Consider the following 18,430-nt stretch of genomic DNA (forward strand, 5'->3'; position numbering starts at 1 on the left):
CCGGGGCCTCTTCTTCGAGGGAACGCGACTGGATTTTCTGATCTTTATCGAGCGCCCGCTACAAGAATTTTTGAGATCGGCGTCACGGGGTCACGACCAAGCTTTGCTGCGGTTTCGACCGCCACCTGGGCAAGCTTCGGCAGGTCGACACCGGTCTTGATTCCCATGCCCTCAAGCATGAAGACAAGTTCCTCTGTCGCCACATTTCCAGTTGCGCCCTTCGCATAGGGGCAACCACCGAGGCCGCCGACGGAAGAATCGAATATTGCTATCCCTTCGTCCAGGCAAGCCAGGATATTGGCAAGTGCTTGCCCATAGGTGTTGTGTTCGTGCAAAGCAAGCGCGCTCACCGGCACCTCGCCTGCAGCGGCCCTTACCATAGCGGCCGCCGCTCTCGGTGTTCCTATACCGATCGTGTCACCAAGCGAGATTTCGTAACAGCCCATATCATGAAGCCGGCGCGCGACGTGGACAACGGAGGACAGCGCCACCGCTCCCTCATAGGGGCAACCCAGAACGCAGGATACGTAACCGCGAACCCGCATGCCAGCTTCGCGCGCGCCTTCAAGCACCGGCACAAAGCGTTCGAAGCTTTCATTGATCGAGCAATTGATGTTCTTTTGGGAAAAGCTTTCTGACGCCGATGCGAAGATCGCGATTTCCTCGGCACCCGCATCGCGGGCGGCTTCGAAACCTTTCAGGTTGGGGACGAGCATCTGCAAACAGATGCCATCACGGCGTCCGAGCGACGCCAGAACCTCGGCAGACCCAGCCATCTGCGGCACCCATTTCGGCGAAACGAAACTGCCGGCTTCGATTGTTCTCAGGCCCGCCCCGATCAGGCCTTCGATCATCTGCACACGATCACCGACGCTCAGAGGGCGCGCCTCGTTCTGCAATCCGTCACGCGGGCCCACTTCAACCAGCCGAACATCAGGCATCGTTTCCTCCATTTCCTGTCATGTTTCCAATTTCGTCCTTCAGAAAAGCGCAGAAGCGCGGGTCGGCGCCATAGGCGACATTGACGCGCATTGCAGCTGGCGCCGGCGTTTCGCGATCGGCGTAAAAGACACTCGCCGGCGCGATGAATATGTTTGCCTTTGCTGCCCGAAGACAGAAAGCGGCCTCATCGATCTCTTTTGGAAGCGGCACCCAGATGTAAAAGCCTTGGACTTTCGGCAGCGACACCTCAAGCCCGACCGCCGAAAGAGCCTGTCCTGTCGCCTTAGCGCCGTCTTCGATCCATCCGCGCAAGCGCCTGAGATTTTTGAGGTATTGGCCAGTTTCGATCATCTCAAGAACAACCCGCTCGACGTGAAGCGAGGTTGCGACCATGGTGATCATCTTCAAATCGACGAGACTGCGAATGGTGTCCGGCGCGCCGGCGACATATCCGCAGCGCAGGCTCGCCGAGAGTGTCTTTGAAAACGATCCGACGTAGAGAACGCGCTGCTGCTGTCCGAAGGCCGCAAGCCGCGGCAGCGTCGGAGCGATCAGATCAGCAAAAATGTCGTCTTCGACCAGACGGAAGTCATGGACCTCAGCCATCTGCAAAAGGGCAAATGCGTGGGCTGGCGACAGGGTGCCACCGGTTGGATTGTGCGCCTGGCTTTGAGTGAAGAACAGCTTCGGGCGAAATGTGAGCAGTTTCTGGCGAAGCTCGTCGAGGTCGGGACCGTCCTTCAGGCGGCTGATTGGCACGACCTTCGCCTTCGCCAGCCGCAGCTTGGCATAAAGCGGATAGTATCCGGGGCTATCGACAAACACCGTATCGCCCGGCTCTAGGAAATGTCGGATGATCAGGTCGAGGCCGTGATTGACGCCGCTCGTCAGCATGATGCCTTCCGGCTCGGTGGTGATCGAGCGTTCGGCAAGCGAGACCCGCAGCCACTCCCGCAGGGCACTCAAACCCCAGGAACTGCCATAGCCGAAATCCACCTCGGCGTTTGCATTGCGGCTCGTACGCAGAATCCGGCGCATGTCCGCATCTTCGGTCCAGCTTGCTGGCGGACGGCCGTCACCTGGCCGCGTCTGGTAATTCTGGTCAAGCTGCTCGCGCAGCAGGGACATAATGCTGGTGGCCTCGGTGACGTCGGGCCTGACGCGGGGAACTGGCCCCGGACGGTTCTCCGAAACATAATAACCCGAGCCCTGTCGCGCTATGGCAAGTCCACGGGCGACGAGCCGGTCGTAAGCTTCCGCCATCGTGTTCTTGGACACGCCAAATTGCTCGGCACCACCCCGGACAGACGGCAGTTTCTGGCCAGCCCTGTAACGCCCGGAAGCGATCTGGCCACTGACATGAGCGACGATGTTATCCACAACCCTCAAATATCGTCCCACCTTTCCATTGGGACAGTGCCTGTCATAAATCAGCCAACTGTCCCTTGCTTCACAGCCATATCTTAGGACAGTTTGTCGCCGACGCAAAGCTTAGATATTTTGGTTTGGGAGTGAGCCATTGACTAGAAAGACCGCCACCTCGCGTATCGAGAATATGCGAAACCTGTCTCCTGCCGAGCGCTTGGAGCAGGTTGCCGCGGCGACGCACATGGACGATCGATCGAGAGCCGTTCTTGCAGCCTCGGACGCTCTGCCCGTCGAACGCGCCAACGGCATGATCGAAAACGTGATTGGGACGTTCCAACTTCCGCTGGGCGTTGCCACGAATTTTCTCGTCAACGGTCAGGACTATCTCGTCCCGATGGCCGTCGAGGAGCCCTCCGTCGTTGCAGCCGCTTCCTATATGGCTCGCATCGTGCGCGGCTGCGGCGGATTCCAGACCTCGTCGACGGCGCCCATCATGCGCGCCCAGGTCCAGATCATCGGCCTGTCGGATCCAAATGGTGCGCGCCTGGCTGTTCTGGCCGCACGCGAGGAGATCGTGTCGGCCGCCAACGCAAAGGACCCTGTCCTCGTCAAGTTCGGTGGCGGCTGCCGCGACATCGAGGTCCATGTTTTCCCGTCGACGTTACGCGGGCCGATGGTCGTTCTGCATCTGCTGGTGGATGTGCGGGATGCCATGGGCGCCAACACCGTCAACACCATGGCCGAAGCCATAGCACCGATTGTGGAGCGCATCACCGGCGGTGAAGTGCGTCTTCGCATCCTGTCCAACCTGGCGGATCTGAGGCTTGCAAGAGCCCGTATCGAACTCACCGAAGAAGCCCTCGTTACCAAGGATTTCTCCGGTCGACGGATGATGGAGGGTATCGTCGATGCCTATGAATTCGCTGCCGTCGATCCCTACCGCGCCGCAACGCACAACAAGGGCATCATGAACGGCGTCGATCCGGTCGTCGTCGCAACCGGCAACGACTGGAGGGCGATCGAGGCAGGCGCACATGCCTATGCCGCACGCTCGGGTCGCTATACCTCGCTGACGACTTGGGAAATCAGCGGCAAGGGAACGCTCGTCGGGACGATCGAGATGCCGATGGCGCTGGGTCTGGTCGGCGGAGCGACGAAAACGCATCCGGCAGCGCAGGCTGCGCTGCAGATCCTGAACGTGACATCTGCGGTGGAACTTGCCGAGGTAACCGTTGCCGTGGGCCTTGCGCAGAACATGGCCGCCCTTCGGGCGCTGGCGACCGAAGGCATCCAGCGCGGCCACATGGCGCTGCATGCGCGCAATATCGCGATCGGTGCCGGTGCAGTCGGCGAAGAGATCGATGCCGTTGCACGCCGCCTCGCCGCTGACCATGACGTTCGTTCTGCGAGGGCGGAAGAGATTCTGTCTGAAATCCGCAAATAGACTGAAGCAGGGTTAGGTAAAAGAGGAGCTTTGCCTAACCCTGGCCATCTGCCGGCCGCCTATGGCCGCCTAGCCGAGAATTTGGGAGGGTTACCGATGAATGATCAGAATGCTGTGCGCGCCATCGGCGCACATGGCCAACTTGCTGAGATATGGGGAGACGTCGTCTCTCGCCCCCAGCTTGCGAAAGCCATGATGATCGGCGCCGTATTGAGTGTCGCGATCTATTACCTCACGCTTGCAACGATCGCACCGCTGGCTGCTACGCCGGCGATCGGCAAGGCGCTTGCGATGCTTGCCGGCATCGTTGGCTCCGTGATCAGCGGAGCGGTTTGCTCCCGGATCTTTGCGCCCAAGCGCATTATCGTCGAGCAGGCGGAAACGGGCACCACTTGGCAGACAGATATCCTTGAACAGCTCGGACAGGAGGGCGGCCCGATCGGCAGGGTGGAAGATCTTCCGCCCGTGGTGGTGCAGGAAATGCGCGAAGTAGGGCTTTACGACCTGTTCAAGAGCTACCAAAGCCGCCGTGACGCCGACAGGCAGGGAGAGTGACATGGATGGTATGTTTTACGAAATCATCATGGCCGTTTCGCTCGGTCTTCTCGGAGCGGTCCTGTTTTCTGCTATCGGCCTGATATCGGGAACCGACGAAACGACCACGATTGCTCCGGTCACGCTTCTCGTTGTTCTTCTTGGCGCACCGCCCGTGGCGGTCTTCACCTTTTGGATGTGCGCAGCCGTCTCCAAGCACATGACACATGCAGTACCGACAGCACTTCTTGGTATTCCCGGCGATACGATGGCCTTGCCGCTTCTTCAGCAGGCAACGGCGTTGCGAAATCTCGGCGCCCCGCATGTGGCGTTGCGCAAAATGCTCGCGGGCTCGGTTATCTCGGCATTCATTGCCGTGCCACTTGCCGTGTTGTTCGCGGTCATCCTGGCACCGTTCGGAACCTATATCACCGCCTCTGCGCCGTGGCTTTTCATTGGTGCAGCCCTCATCATCGCTTATTTTTCTGCGGGCCGCTGGGCGTCGGTGCTTGCGTTGATTCCGTTTACTCTGATGATTGTCGCACTTCAGGGGTTCACGGCAACATATAGCGTCAAGCTGGGCGTCAGCTACTTCCTCGGCATAGCCGTCGGGCCGCTTGTAGCGGAATTGTTTTCCGCGGCTTCGCCGCTCGAAGCCAAACGCATGAATCGTAGCGAGCTGCGCCAGACCACGCTTGCACCCGATGTAAAAGGATGGGGCGGCTACTTCCCAAATCCGTTCCGCGTGCTGGACAAAAGTCAGGTGGTGACTACGGCAACCGCCGCAGCCGTAACCAGCGCCACGTTCGTGTTCAGCCCGGTCGCGGTCACGGTCATTGCAGGCGAGATCGTGGGTGCGCGCATCAAGCACGCCTATCATCGGCTTACCTCCGTGCTCGCTGTTCGTAACGGCGTGACGGAATCGACCTATATCGCCGAAGCGCTCATACCGCTGATTGCTTTCGGCCTGCCACTGAGCCCCGTTGCGGCTGGCCCTGCGGCACCGCTCTTCAACGCCCCGCCGCGCTTCACAGTCGATACCGGGACCGGCGTCGTCAACAACCTGCACACGATGATGTCGGTTTCGGAGTTTCTGATCTGGGGACTGATCTCCGTCGTCATTGCTGCGGCCATCGCCTATCCGTTTGCAATGAATCACGCCCGGAGCGCCGCAGCATTCGTGGCGAAATATATCAGCCATGAAGCCATCATCGCCACTTTCGTAGGCCTCATCCTGGTGATCGGCCTGTGGGAGGGCGGCTTGCTCGCGCTGCTGGTCATCGTCACCGTGGGCCTTGTCGGCGGTCTTCTCTACCGCGTGCTCGGCATGAACACCGGCGTGCAGTTCATGGGCTACTATGCCGCGATCCTCAGCGTTCCGGCTATCCTGAAACTGTTCGGCTGAACAGCCTCCGGTCAAGCAAGCAGTGGCTTCGATATCGAGGTCAAGCGCTTGCAGACTTGTCCATCACGCCAGAAATGGCCAATCACGGCAAGAGCGCTGAGATTGGCCATTTCATCGAGATGAAGCCGCCCTACTCGCATACTATTGTGCCGCAAACGGAACTTGGTGCCTCGCAAATCCGTTTGAATCTGCGCTTCTCGCGTCTGGCTGTCACAGACATGCTAGCCTCTTTGACCGGTTCCAGATGACAACGCCACAGATACTCGTTTTTCCATCATCGCTGTCATGATGGTTGTCTTAATTTTTGACAGGTTCCGTTACGACGTCGTCGCTGGTTGCGCGTTGATCGCAGCAGTCTGTGTGGGCATAGTGCCAGCAGATGAGGCTTTCTCGGGTTTTGCAGATGATATTGTCATCATCGTTGGAAGCGCACTCATTGTCAGTGCCGGTGTGGCGCGATCTGGTATCGTCGATATCGCGATCAAAAAATCTTTCCCAATCTGAACACACTACATGGCCAGCTCGCGCTCCTGATGATCGTTGTCGCCATTCTGTCAACATTCATCAAAAATATCGGCGCGCTGGCGATCATGATGCCGGTCGCGTTTCAATTCGCCCGGAAATCCGGCGTATCGCCATCGAAGTATCTGATGCCGATGGCGTTTGCAGCTCTCCTCGGCGGATTGATGACCCAGATGCCAGACGCACGGAGCTCCTCGACCTATATGGTGAGGAGCTTGAAAACCATTACTTCGGTTATGGGAGTTTTGTTTGGTTGCGGGGGCCTGATCACGCGGAGACTTGCAAATTCTGCGCCTTGAGCAGAAACGAACCTACAACTGGGCTATCGTTTAGGTCGATCTCAATCCGAACCCTTGGGGTATGTCAAAGACTTAGAAATTCCACTCAAGGAGTTCGTTCGCTGGTGCCTCGCCAACCACGTAGGGATGACCGTCTCGAATTTTTGACAGCTGACCTCGCGCATAGTCTCTCGCCCCTTCGCAACACCAAGGCCGTCCGGATCACGCCTTAAATCTTTTCGCTGATCGCCGAAATCGGACGCGGGTACGAGACAACTTCACGCTCGGTAATCCGGAAGAGACTCGGTATCGCCATCAACACGTCCCGAAAACCAATTTGCCAAAAGCGCGCCAGAAATGTTGTGCCACACGCTGAAGATGGCGCTTGGAACCGCCGCAAGAGGTGAGAAATAAGCAGTTGCGAGCGCCGCACCCAGACCGGAATTCTGCATCCCAACTTCGATGGCAATTGCCTTGCGCTTTGCGAGCGAAAGGCCCGTCGCCTTTGCCGCGAAATACCCGAGCAGATAACCCAGGCCATTGTGCAAGACGACAACAGCAAAGATCATCAGGCCGGACTGGGCGATCGCACCTTTCGACGCGCCCACGACCGCCGAAACGATGAGCACGATGCCGATGACGCTGACCAGAGGCAGCGCGGGAACCGCGGCCTTGACGACGCCAGGCAGCACCTTCTGCAAGGCGGCACCCAGAGCCAGCGGCACGAGTACGACCTTGACGATGCTGAGGAACATTGCCCAGCCATCGACCGGCAGGAACTGGCTGGCAAACATCCACACCAGGAACGGCGTCACCAGCGGTGCTGCAAGTGTCGTCACCGACGTGCAGGCGACCGAGAGGGCGACATCGCCTTTCGATAGATACGTCATGACATTGGAAGAGGTACCGCCCGGGCAGCAACCGACCAGAATGACGCCAGCCGCGACCTCTGGAGGCATTGGAATAATCCGTGTCAGCAACACGGCCAGTAACGGCATGATGAGGAACTGACCAAGCACGCCGATGGTGACATCAAACGGACGCTTCACAACTTCGCGGAAATCATCCACGGACAGGGTGAGACCCATTCCGAACATGATGATCGACAGGAGTGTTACGATCCAGGGAGCGATCTGCTTGAAGGTGTCAGGGAAAAAGAAACCGAGGACCGCAAATAGAATGACCCAGGCGGCAAAGGTCTTGCCTACAAACGTCGAGATGGTTGCTAATGTTTTCATATCCTCACTCCCTAATTCCAGAATCGTCGCGAGGTCTAAATGGCAGGGTCGAGGTGTCAAGGTCATGCACAGCCTTCTAAGGTCTTACGGTAAGTCAGCAGTGCCTAAAACACAGAAATTTGCGCATTCGTCGGTAAAATTCATGATCACGAAAGACCGATTTTTATAGAAAAGACAGGCCGCCTCCCCTAAGTTGAAGGTCTTGGCGCGTGCTGCGTGCGCCACGGGTTCCTTCCCGAAATTGACGGAGACTTCGATCAACCTCTCACAAGGGAGCGAGAACCCATGTCTTCAGCAACAAGACCCGGTCGCATCCAATCCACTCTTCGCCATTTCCTCGACAACGAGGCATCCGGTGGTATCGTCCTGATGGTCGTCGCAGTTTTGGCGATCATCACCGCCAACTCACCGCTGGCGAAAACCTACTTTGATCTCCTCCATGTCTATATCGGGCCACTCAGCCTGCAACACTGGATCAACGACGCCCTGATGGCCGTGTTCTTCCTGCTGGTAGGCTTGGAGATCAAACGAGAAATGCTCGACGGCCAGCTTTCGACATGGAGCCGGCTTATTCTTCCGGGGCTCATCTCCCAGATCTCTCTCGCTGTACCAGCAGGCGGAGGCGACCATCAACTTCAATCGCTCCACAATTGATCTGGAACAATGGCCGGACCTCTGAAGCATGTAAATTGCCAAAGAAAACGAGCATCATCGAGGCTTTCGAGGAGAGCATTTCCCTAGAGCGGAACCGGCCCTGCGACCAAGAGGACAACCTGTTTCAGAGCAAAGAAAGCAGGTGCGGGAATCTATGTCTCTGTTCGCTGATCTTAGAGGCCTCCGCGTGCCTTAGCGGTTTCACTCGTCAGAGCTTAACGGATGCAGACCATTATAGGGAACAAGGATCCCAAGCAACATAACAATCGAAACCTGACAATATCTGGACGTAACCAGAGAGAGGCAGAGAGTTTTAAAACAACATAGTCGAGCGCGCAATCAGGCCCCAGACAATTGCGAGAAAGAACAGCCTCTTCGCCGACCGCGATGGCGGTGGAAGGACATGAGCAACAATCGCTACGCTGCTGCAGACGGCGAAGATAAAACAACGTCGATCCGCAGGCCTGGCTCGCCCAGCCACTCGAGACCATACCCGTAGACCTTGCCGCTCTCTTCCCAAGCCGTCTGAAGTAGATCGATCTGCCGCTTGTCCTCACAAGCACGCTTGCTCAAGGGCATCCGAAGCCAGGCATAAAACCCGCTGGGATGGATGCGGAACAGGCGGCACATCATTAGCACCGAAAACCGCTGTTGATCTGGGCAACGAACGCGTACTTCACTTTGCATCCCTGGCGAAATACGCCGTCTCTTTTTTTAATATGTCGCGCTCCTCGGGGACAGGCACCAGTTCCCTCTTGAGTTGTCTGATCTCCTCTGACTGGTCGCTGCCTCGGCCACCGGGTATCGAGGAGAACTTCTTCTTCCACTCGTAGAGTAAGTGTTGGCTGACATCCAGCCGCTGCGAAACTTCGGCAACGGGATAGCCCCGTTCCGTGATCTGACGCACCGCGTCACGCTTAAACTCGTCGCTGAAATTCGATTGCTCATGGTGATCTTCTTGCCTCAATTTAGGAAAGAAGGTGTCTACAAACCTCGGGGCTAATCAATCCTTTTGAAGCCACAAGCGAGCCTCGGATGGTTAAATATATCATCCGAAACAAGGGACTTCGTAAATGTAATCAACCGATAACACGGAGTGCTCTTATTCATTACGCAGGATCGCGCAAACAAGGATCACTATTGGAGGCCCGGCGAATTGGGAGGAATTCAAACAATGGCAGTGGGTTACACTCAGAACTGAGCCACCCGCGTACGCACTTTAAGTGGCAGACTGGGGACGTTTTACTTGACTAAAAAGGCTGCGCGCGTGTGAGGCGGGTACTTGGCCAGTGAACCATGCGCGAGCCGACAATGAGATATACTGGCTGTGTAAAGACGAGCTGCGTACCAATTGTTATTGCAACTCTTCGTAGGGACAAAGTCAATAATTCCGTTAGCAACAACCTTGAACAATGTGCGACATTAAAAGGTCTCGAAATTTTGAAAGATATTCAATGAGATCAAATGTACAGGGATTTTTCCACGAGCTAACTGGATCAGTCCAATATGTGCTCTGGGGTGCCGCTAGTAGAACATGTGCGATCATTGACCCTGTCTTGGACTTCGACCGCAATTCTGGCAAGTTCTTTGCTGATAGTGCAAATCAACTTTTGGACTTTACAATGCGGCATGGCCTTGGAGTGGAGTGCGTCATCGACACTCATCCCCATGCTGATCATTTTTCAGCTGCGAAGTATTTGTCAACGAAGACTGGTGCGCCTATCGCCATTGGTGAGCATGTCAGGGTCGTGCAAAAGTTGTGGCAGGACCGGTATGACCTACCGCAACTGCCGGTCGACGGGCGCCAATGGGACCGCCTACTTCGGAGCGGGGAGACCGTCCAGGTTGCTGGCGTCGAGCTCGCTGTGTTGCATGCGCCAGGCCACACAGCTGCGTCTGTAATCCTGTACAACGACGACGTCGCATTCGTTAATGATACCGTGTTCATGCCAGACGTAGGGACTGCGCGTACAGACTTCCCTGGTGCGAAAGCAGAAGAGTTGTGGCAAACAATAAGGGCGATGTTGACGTTGCCTAACTCTTGTCGATTAATGGTTGGGCATGATTATCCGCCACATGCGCGGCAGACCAAATGGGAATGCTCCGTCCGTGACCAACTAGACAACATACATCTTGTGGGGAAAGTGGCGCATGAATTTGTCGCTTTCCGCAAAGCTAGAGATGCGACCCTGGCGGCTCCCGATCTAATGTTGTTGGCTATGCAGGTGAATCTCAACGCTGGCAGTCCGCCCATCAGGTCATCAGACGGGCGATCATTCCTCAAAATTCCGGTCTCTTTGATAGGCGGATCGGCGGTAATCTAGAACTGGCGATGGAGGATGAAGTTTCCCACTAGATGTTCAATATCAGCTTGATGGCACGATCTCACACGACGGGAGGAAGGCATCATGGTTCAGGTTCCGGACCAGAACGCCACGAAGACAGCCGCATTCCATCAACCCATACAACGTAGACAAGATAAAGTCGTTCAGATCTTGTAGTTCCGTGGCATTATGGCGTCGATATCGCTGCTAGGCCATTGGTTCGCTAGACGAAAGCGCGTTTGCTTGAGCCAAGGCTGGGGTTCGACGGTTCTCATTCTTGCCGTTTTTAGCAGCGTCGCGATCGCCGCCCATGTCTTGCCGTCGTTGTCGCTCGCGGTGGAAAAGCTGTTCTTTTGATAATGGCTAGAGGCCTGATTCCTCTCAACATTGTTAGAGCCAGTCTCGATGCGCCCGTCGCTTAGAAGTCGCTCGAAAACGCTTTGACACGAGATATCAGAGAGCATGGGCGAGTTTGGATTTCACGAGACCCGCGGCAGTGTTCCCGGGCGGTTTCACCAACACGTCCAAAAGAGCCGTCCCCGACGATGCTCTTGCTAGAAAACGCATTCCATCTCCATTAGCAACGCGACCGAGCAGCTCTCAAATGACCTTGCGAGTGCACATACATCGCTGGCCAAGAAACGTGCGAGGTGTCGCCGCTGAAGTATATGCCGTGGCCACCGAGGTCGACGCTGCGGCTGCAAAGGCACTTCTATCGCATTCCAAGGCGCTGATCGGTAAGCGGTGACAAGGAAGTCTGAACGCGACACGCAGCTGCAAGCAGGCAGAACCAGGATGGTGGCCAGCTTCTATTCCCTATGATCAGCAGGGTCCAGGTTCTTGTCCGCATCCGGTAGGGCCAACCGCCGAGCCGTAACGGATACTCGCGTGAAAAAGAGTTACATTCATAACATTCAATCATCATATGCCGGAATTTTATAGCGCGAAAATACAATATTGAGGTATGTCTTACCCGAGAATGATTATTTATTAGCATAATGTTCGCAATCTACGCGCCATCATGATGGAGATTAGTATGGTTCCTGTTTCGAATTCTGTAGCCAGTCCTAGAATAGATGCCATCTTCGGTGAGCTGGTTGATCAGTCAAAAGCTCTTGTTCAGCAATATCTCCAGGCAGCGCGAATGACTTTAGAGACCATGATCGCCAAAAAAGAACTTCTTAGAGATGTAACTCTGATCTCTTCGGACGGCGCCTACGAGCGCAACCTGCTCGTTGGTTGTGGCGACTTCAGCGTGTGGGCCATGACGTGGGCGCCGGGCTCGCGGACTTCGATCCACGATCACCGATGCTCTTGCTGCTACGGTATTGTTCAAGGTAGCCTGACGGAAGTGAGATATAAGGCAATCGATACCGGGCGAGTAGTCGAGCAAGAGCGTGCGGTCCGCGAGGAAGGCTTCATTGATTGCCTTATCCCAAGCGGTCCGAATATTCACATGATGTGCAATGAAAGTAATGAGGAGGTCATATCGATCCACATCTACGGATACGACCACCGTCTTCACTCATCGTCAATTCATCAAGAATTTGCCGTCGTAGCAGGGTGATGGGCCGGCCCCGGCATCGGAGCTATCTGCCGCTAGTACGCTTCAAATCGAGGCCTTAAATTGATATGCCAAGCGGAAAGAAATAATTAAGCAAAGCCGTTCGTGGGCGTCAGGCGAGCCTCTCGGCTTCAGCCGTGGCTGCGTTATCTTATCGCACCTCATCAGTCCAGGTGGTCTGCCAGTCGGCATCGTTACCTTATTGCGGATCACGCAAGGCCGGCTTCATCCAGGCCGAAATCCGCTTAGCGAAACGCCTCGATTTGTCCCAATGCGCCAGACCACCTTTCACTAACCCGGTCGTGGGCAGATAATCCTGGCTCCAGCTTCGCTACAGGTGAGGTATAAACCGTGTCTAGAGCAGTTCACGTTTTGACGGAAGCATATTTGCGTTCGTGAAGTGGTTGGCGCATTCTGCAGGTGCGATGGATTGGTCAAGCATCCCGACGTACTTCTATGTCTCTTCGAAGGTCCGCTTCTGCGCGCGGCGCATGCAGTGCCGATTTTGGGTCTAGATCCGGTCTCGTCATTGAAGACCAGGCGTTTCGGGTCGAGCTGGCCTACCAAGCACGCCAGCGCTGCCAGCGGCGTTCTATGTCAGAATGCCTGTTCAATGGCGAGGAGACTTTTTTGAAGCTCAGCCCCTCTCGGCGCAGAAAGAGCCAGACTTTGTTACGCGATTCCGTCACCCGGCGGGCCACCAGTTGGTCCTTCAGTACGTGCAGTTTCATATGGCGCATCTAGTTGAACCGCTCGACTATGAACGCCCGGTACGCCTCCAGCGCCGGCTTGCGGTGTCCGCACATCTTGGCGAGAGCGACCTAACCGTCGCGCGATAACGCTGAACTAATTCACGGCGGACGAAACCGCTACACCGAACCGATACAGAGCCACATCTTTCGCTGCCTCCACAGCACGAACGACATGGAAATCAAAAACGATCCAATCAAATCGTCAGGCATTCCAAATTCGTTGCTGGCGGGTGCCGAGCCTAATGTTCAGCGGTAAAGAGACATAGTTGTTCGGGTAGGCCCATAAGAAGCCCACCCGAACAGCGGTGACCGTCTATGCGATCTGGAGCTCATGTTTTTGTGTCAACCCGTGCTGCGCACTTATCAGTTCCGCCGCACGCTCTCCAATAACAACGCATGGAGCCATTGTGTTACCTGTGGTGATACGCGGCATGATAGACGCATCGGCGATTCGCAGGCCCTCAATGCCATAAACCCGGAGCTCATTGTCAACGACTGACAGGTCATCACGCCCCATCTTCGCCGTACAGGATTGATGCCAGTAGGTCATAGCTGTGCGACGGATAAAGTCGATCATACCATCCCGGTCTCGAGGGCCCGGTGCCGTTTCGCCGGAGACAAGGGAGGAAAATGGGAGGCTGTTGCCAAGCTCACGGCATAATTCAATTGCTTTAAGTGCTGCGGTCACGTCCTCAGGTTCGCTTAGTGGGTTGGGACTAATGAGTACCTTGGCTGCCGCGCCTGGACCTCTCAGGCGTAGGCTTCCGCGGCTTTTTGGCTGAGCAAGTCCCGCAAACATCGTCCAGCCGTATTCAGGAGTTCGAATATTTGCCTCGGCAGGCGCTGGCACGGGAAACTCAAGCTGGCATTGAAGAATATCGGGCTGGTCAAGGCTGGAATCACTTCGCAAATAAAGCGTAGCCTCGCACCCACTTCCGCCGATCTCCTGCGCTTCCCGATAGGCCCACGTGCAACCAAATGCGATATGATCCTGAAAATTCTGACCAACTCCCGGAAGATGTTGGATGACTGGCAAACCATGTGATCTCAGGTCATCGGCGTCGCCGATCCCAGACTGCATTAGAATTTTTGGTGTGTGTATCGCTCCTGCAGATAGAATGGTTTCAAAGCGAGAGTAAAACTTTAAATTTTGACCGTTGATCTCAACCTCTACCCCGACAGCCTTCCGACCATCGAAGAGAACACGGGTGACTAGTGCGTTAGTCAAGATCGTAAGGTTCCGCCGTGTTTCCTCTCGAGAAATGTAAGACTGAAAGACCGTTTCTCGCTGGCCTCCATTGATACGCGATTCTGCGATAGCCGCGCCTTCAGGGCTCTCCATCATTTCTCCATTAGCGCTTTCAAAGATAGGAATTCCAGCGAGCTTTGCAGCTCCCAACAGCGCCTTTGCGATAGGCTGAGGGTTGTTTGATTGCTCCACATGGACAGGGCCACCTACACCTCTGCGAAGTTGATCCGGCGCGCCTTTCCAATTCTCAATCTTTCGATAGTACCCAAGAATAGACTCATAACCCCACCTGGAATCGCCAGACTCAGTTGCAAAGTGCTCCCAGTCTTCTCGGTGGCCCCTTGCCCAAACCATCACGTTGATGCTGGACCCTCCTCCGAGCCCTTTTCCCATGCTCAGCGGTAGGCGGCGTCCTGCAAGTTGCTCCTCGGGTTCACCGATAAAGCCCCAGTCGCGTTCGCTTCCAAGATTCAGCGGCCATTTTGCGGGGTTGGAGACCGTTTCCGAATTATCGTCACCTCCAGCCTCCAAGAGCAAAACACGAGCATTTCCGTCCTCGGCCAGGCGAGCGGCGACGACTGACCCGCTCGATCCGGCGCCGCACACGATGAAGTCAAAATTCGGACGCTCCATCCATTCGGCGAAGCCAGCACCCTCATGTGACATATATTGCATTGCTACGATCTCCATTTGAAATACCCAACGGTATCCCTTCTTAGGAGCGCCCAATGTCAGTATCATTTCTATCATTTTTTTTATGTTGCAAATGAAATACGCACCTACCACCTTTTTACCAAAAGCGCTGCTAACACTTGTCGACGAGCAAAACCCGCAAGGCTTCGCTTTCGCTAGAGACAATCGGTACCATTCACGCGAAGCTATCCTGAGCAACTAAATTGATACTAAAATTCTGTGAGCGGAGAGGAAAATGCTCCTGATCACTGGATGCCATTTAGGTGGTTGGGCAACAACACTGGCGGGTTCGCGAACACGCTGATCAACGCAGAAACGGCTTGTAATTTATCGCAGGCACAACAGAAAGTCACTGATCCCTACAACCCAGAAGCTCTAGCAGAAGCGCCATATGATCGAAAAAATTGTAGGTAGTTTCTCGTTGGTCGGAAATCCAGAGCAGATGTCACTGTTCCGGTCACACATCCTTATGAAGACTATCCAACGTGTTCGGTTAAGCCACCGCCTTCCGACGTTGCGCGAGCATCGCAAAACTTGTCGGCTTCCTTATGAGCGTCGTTCCAGTGGAACGGCTAGACGAGTGTCTCACGAAATCGCCCGTCTAACCCTAACGGCTGCAGCCAAGCTTGTTCAAAGCTTCACATAACGGAGGTAGTCTTTCTGCTTTTCAATCCCTTGAGGGAACCGCGAAGCTGCCTCATCGTCACTCACCATAGGCGAGACAATTACCTTTTCTCCAAGTTTCCAGTTGACGGGAGTGGAAACCTTTTCGCGATCAGTGAGCTGCAGGCTATCCACGATACGGAGAATTTCTACGAAATTTCTTCCGGCGCTTGGCGGGTAGTTGAGCGTAAGCCGGACTTTCTTTTTAGGGTCGATTACAAAAACCGCTCTGACCGTGAGCAGGGGATCAGAGTCGGGGTGTACCATCCCGTAGAGCGCCGATACAGATCGATCGTCATCGGCAAGCAGCGGGAAGTTTACAGTTTGTCCCTGTGTCTGGGCTATATCTTCTGCCCAAATTGGATGATTCTCAAGGGAATCAACCGACAGGCCAAGCACCTTTACGCCTCTTTTTCCCCACTCGTCCTTCAGACGCGCCACTTCTCCAAGTTCCGTCGTGCAAACCGGCGTAAAGTTCTTCGGATGACTAAAAAGAACGCACCAGCTATCCTCAAGCCAGTTGTGGAATTCGATCAGCCCATCAGTACTATTCTGTACAAAATTCGGGGCGATTTGACCTATTTGAACCATTAGCAAACCTCTTAATTACGTGATCGCGAGCGGCGATATCTATTGTCCGCCTAACTGCAACAAGACCGATTACCGCTTGCGGTGAAACTGGTAGACAGACGCTGTTTCATAAGCACGACAGAAATTGCTGCAAGCGTTACAATTGCAGTTTTGGACGCCCCATGGGCTTGGATCTTCGTATCTATGCTCGCGAAAACTTCCTATAAAGAGACGATAGCTTCGGATTTTTCAGCGACCATACGGGCCATGTTCAGAGGGCCAGATCGTTGAGGCTAGCGTGGTCGCCTATCCGACCGCTGCGCGAGCTTGAGCGTAGGATGTCGGAGAACGAGATTCTTTGCGGAGTTCCTTTTAAATTATAAAAAAACCCGATATCGCGGGCGATCTCGTTGCTGAAGGACGCTTCCCTGTGAAGTCTCTGGCAGATATCCTGGGCATATCGCGGTCCAATCTCGCTGGGCGTCTCAAAGGCCCGCCGTTGCTATAATGAGTTAAGCAGCATCCCGTCCTTTTAGCCACAAGCCAAATTCCTGAACAACGGTCACCACTTTGTTCAGGCGCTTTCCATCCTCTGTGAGAGCATATTCCACTTTGATAGGTACGGTGGGATAGACGGTTCGTTGAACAAGGTTTGCTTCTTCTAGAGCACGGAGATCGATTGTAAGCATTCGCTGTGAAATGCCAGGCATCAGACGTCGAAGTTCATTAAAACGACGTGGTCCGTCCACGAGAAAGTAAACGATAAGCAGACGCCAGCGTCCACCGAGCAACTGCATGGCCTCCTCAACAGAGCAGCCGGACACCGTGTTCTTCATCACGTAACCTCTCGCCACACTAGGTATAATTTATGTACCTAGATGAAAAAGTTTTGCGTTCTTACGCTTCTATACCGCTTCGCTTATATCGATCTCACGCTCTAAGCGAACAAACGACTGAAATCGACGGAGATGTGGATAATGAAGCTCTACTACATGCCTGCTGCGTGCTCACTTGCCCCTCATATCGTTGCGAACGAATTAGGCCTCGATGTAGAGTACGTAAGAGTCAATAACAACGATCACACGACCGAAGAGGGGCAGAACTTCTACACGGTGAACCCCCACGGCTACATTCCAGCGCTCGAACTGAGCGACGGAAATGTGCTTTGCGAAGGTCCTGCTATTGTTCAATATCTCGCAGACCTGAAGCCCGAGCTGGGTTTGGCTCCGGCAAACGGGACTTTTAAGCGCTACCAGCTACAGGAGATGCTCAGCTTCTTGTCAACGGAAATCCACAAGGGCTTCATTCCGCTTATTTATGCGCGTCTGGCAGGCGATTACATAGAGACCGCACGGCCGAAGTTAGAAAAACGCTATGCATGGATCAACGAACATCTCTCCGAAAAGCCTTTCCTCATGGGGGACAACTTTACGGTTGCCGACGCCTACCTGTTCGCCTTGACGGGATGGGGCCAGGCACCGTGGCTAAAGTCATATTATAACACACCCATTTACTTCGACCGGCTGGAAAACCTGCAACGTTGGTATGAGCGTGTCAAAAGTCGCGGCGCTGTGCAGAAGTCAATCCTCCAAGAAGGTTTAGATTTAGATTAACAACGTCCGGCGTCTCGTTGCCAATCCAACAAGGCGTCATTCTTCGGTATTGCCGTCCAACCGCCAAAGATGTGTTCGGTGGGCCAGTGCTCAGCTCTTGTTTTGCCTGCTATTATGTCGAGATGGATGACGCGTGCTCGATGACGTGTCTTGACATCGCAGATCATCTCACATTTTGGCGGTGGAACTGAAACCCGTACATTCAAGGACACGACATTCAAGAGCTCGAACTGGAAGCTTGGTCCGGAGATTGCAGACCTTTCCGAAGCCATGCAGCTTACGCTTAAAGTTGAAGCCGAGTGTATGATCAGGCGATCTTGAAACCGTTACTGGTGAAATCGAAAGGACAATATCTGTAATCGTTTCTGGTGAACCCGACCTTAATAATACTGTGCACTCAGCGGTTTGAGTGTTTCTTTAGAGGAGATTAGTCCATGATCAACCGAAATGTGTGGGTGCGACTCAACCTTGCGGCTGCCGCGCTTCTCATCACCGTCGTCACCTCCCCGGCGGCGTTTGCCGGTCCGCCTGCCTGGTAACGGAATAGCGCAACACCGCATTTTGCGGTGTTGCGTCCTTAGGGTTCGGTATCTGACGCCTCCGCTTTCGATGTTTTT

Annotated in this window: 12 protein-coding genes and 4 pseudogenes; 9 read left to right on the forward strand and 7 right to left on the reverse strand. The window is 54.7% G+C overall.

Annotated elements, in window-relative coordinates; genetic code table 11:
* Window positions 1–44: 44 nt before the first annotated feature.
* Entirely contained in the window at window positions 45–941 is an 897-nt protein-coding gene (locus ASF29_RS19530) for a hydroxymethylglutaryl-CoA lyase (protein ID WP_200925554.1), read from the reverse strand.
* Window positions 934–2,322 (reverse strand): PLP-dependent aminotransferase family protein, encoded by a 1,389-nt coding sequence (locus ASF29_RS19535; RefSeq protein ID WP_244473598.1) that lies wholly within the window; start codon window positions 2,320–2,322, stop codon window positions 934–936. Before ASF29_RS19535 ends, ASF29_RS19530 begins: the two co-directional genes overlap by 8 nt.
* A gap of 139 nt (window positions 2,323–2,461) precedes the next feature.
* Here ASF29_RS19535 and ASF29_RS19540 point away from each other — a divergent pair, with 139 nt between their 5' ends.
* The 4 genes and pseudogenes from ASF29_RS19540 to ASF29_RS24145 all read left to right on the forward strand — a co-directional run.
* Window positions 2,462–3,754 (forward strand): hydroxymethylglutaryl-CoA reductase, degradative, encoded by a 1,293-nt coding sequence (locus ASF29_RS19540; protein ID WP_244473599.1) that lies wholly within the window; start codon window positions 2,462–2,464, stop codon window positions 3,752–3,754.
* Window positions 3,755–3,850: 96 nt separating this feature from the next.
* Window positions 3,851–4,309: a hypothetical protein gene (locus tag ASF29_RS19545; RefSeq protein WP_062452299.1), complete on the forward strand. Its 459-nt coding sequence runs from the start codon at window positions 3,851–3,853 to the stop codon at window positions 4,307–4,309.
* A gap of 1 nt (window position 4,310) precedes the next feature.
* On the forward strand, window positions 4,311–5,693 hold the full coding sequence (locus ASF29_RS19550; RefSeq protein WP_062452300.1) for a tripartite tricarboxylate transporter permease: 1,383 nt from the start codon (window positions 4,311–4,313) through the stop codon (window positions 5,691–5,693).
* Between the two features lie 244 nt (window positions 5,694–5,937).
* A pseudogene (locus ASF29_RS24145) lies at window positions 5,938–6,391 on the forward strand (SLC13 family permease); the annotation flags it as partial.
* 380 nt (window positions 6,392–6,771) lie between these two features.
* Here the strand turns inward: ASF29_RS24145 and ASF29_RS19565 are convergent.
* Window positions 6,772–7,731, reverse strand: a complete 960-nt coding sequence (locus tag ASF29_RS19565) for a bile acid:sodium symporter family protein (protein WP_062452303.1) — start codon at window positions 7,729–7,731, stop codon at window positions 6,772–6,774.
* 285 nt (window positions 7,732–8,016) lie between these two features.
* Here ASF29_RS19565 and ASF29_RS19570 point away from each other — a divergent pair.
* Window positions 8,017–8,346 (forward strand): annotated as a pseudogene (locus ASF29_RS19570) (Na+/H+ antiporter NhaA); the annotation flags it as partial.
* 356 nt (window positions 8,347–8,702) lie between these two features.
* Window positions 8,703–8,919: pseudogene (locus ASF29_RS24150) on the forward strand (transposase domain-containing protein); the annotation flags it as partial.
* On the opposite strand, the pseudogene ASF29_RS24975 reads toward ASF29_RS24150, so the two are convergent.
* Window positions 8,875–9,352: pseudogene (locus ASF29_RS24975) on the reverse strand (transposase); the annotation flags it as partial. The pseudogenes ASF29_RS24150 and ASF29_RS24975 overlap by 45 nt on opposite strands.
* A gap of 487 nt (window positions 9,353–9,839) precedes the next feature.
* On the opposite strand from ASF29_RS24975, the gene ASF29_RS19585 reads away from it, so the two are divergent.
* Complete coding sequence (locus ASF29_RS19585) at window positions 9,840–10,709, forward strand: MBL fold metallo-hydrolase (protein ID WP_062452307.1); 870 nt, start codon at window positions 9,840–9,842, stop codon at window positions 10,707–10,709.
* Between the two features lie 1,036 nt (window positions 10,710–11,745).
* The gene (locus ASF29_RS19595; RefSeq protein ID WP_062452309.1) at window positions 11,746–12,276 is read left to right on the forward strand and encodes a cysteine dioxygenase family protein; all 531 of its coding nucleotides are present in this window, start codon (window positions 11,746–11,748) and stop codon (window positions 12,274–12,276) included.
* Between the two features lie 1,062 nt (window positions 12,277–13,338).
* Here ASF29_RS19595 and ASF29_RS19605 read toward each other — a convergent pair.
* From ASF29_RS19605 to ASF29_RS19615, 3 genes are all read right to left on the reverse strand, one after another.
* The gene (locus ASF29_RS19605) at window positions 13,339–14,949 is read right to left on the reverse strand and encodes a GMC family oxidoreductase N-terminal domain-containing protein (protein WP_062452429.1); all 1,611 of its coding nucleotides are present in this window, start codon (window positions 14,947–14,949) and stop codon (window positions 13,339–13,341) included.
* Between the two features lie 648 nt (window positions 14,950–15,597).
* Window positions 15,598–16,221: a peroxiredoxin gene (locus tag ASF29_RS19610; protein WP_062452310.1), complete on the reverse strand. Its 624-nt coding sequence runs from the start codon at window positions 16,219–16,221 to the stop codon at window positions 15,598–15,600.
* 491 nt (window positions 16,222–16,712) lie between these two features.
* The gene (locus ASF29_RS19615; protein ID WP_062452311.1) at window positions 16,713–17,036 is read right to left on the reverse strand and encodes a helix-turn-helix domain-containing protein; all 324 of its coding nucleotides are present in this window, start codon (window positions 17,034–17,036) and stop codon (window positions 16,713–16,715) included.
* A gap of 141 nt (window positions 17,037–17,177) precedes the next feature.
* Here ASF29_RS19615 and ASF29_RS19620 point away from each other — a divergent pair, with 141 nt between their 5' ends.
* A complete protein-coding gene (locus ASF29_RS19620; RefSeq protein WP_062452430.1) occupies window positions 17,178–17,813 on the forward strand; it encodes a glutathione binding-like protein in 636 nt (211 codons plus the stop codon).
* Window positions 17,814–18,430: the final 617 nt, after the last annotated feature.

This window comes from Rhizobium sp. Leaf262, from assembly GCF_001422245.1.
Classification (GTDB): Bacteria; Pseudomonadota; Alphaproteobacteria; order Rhizobiales; family Rhizobiaceae; genus Agrobacterium.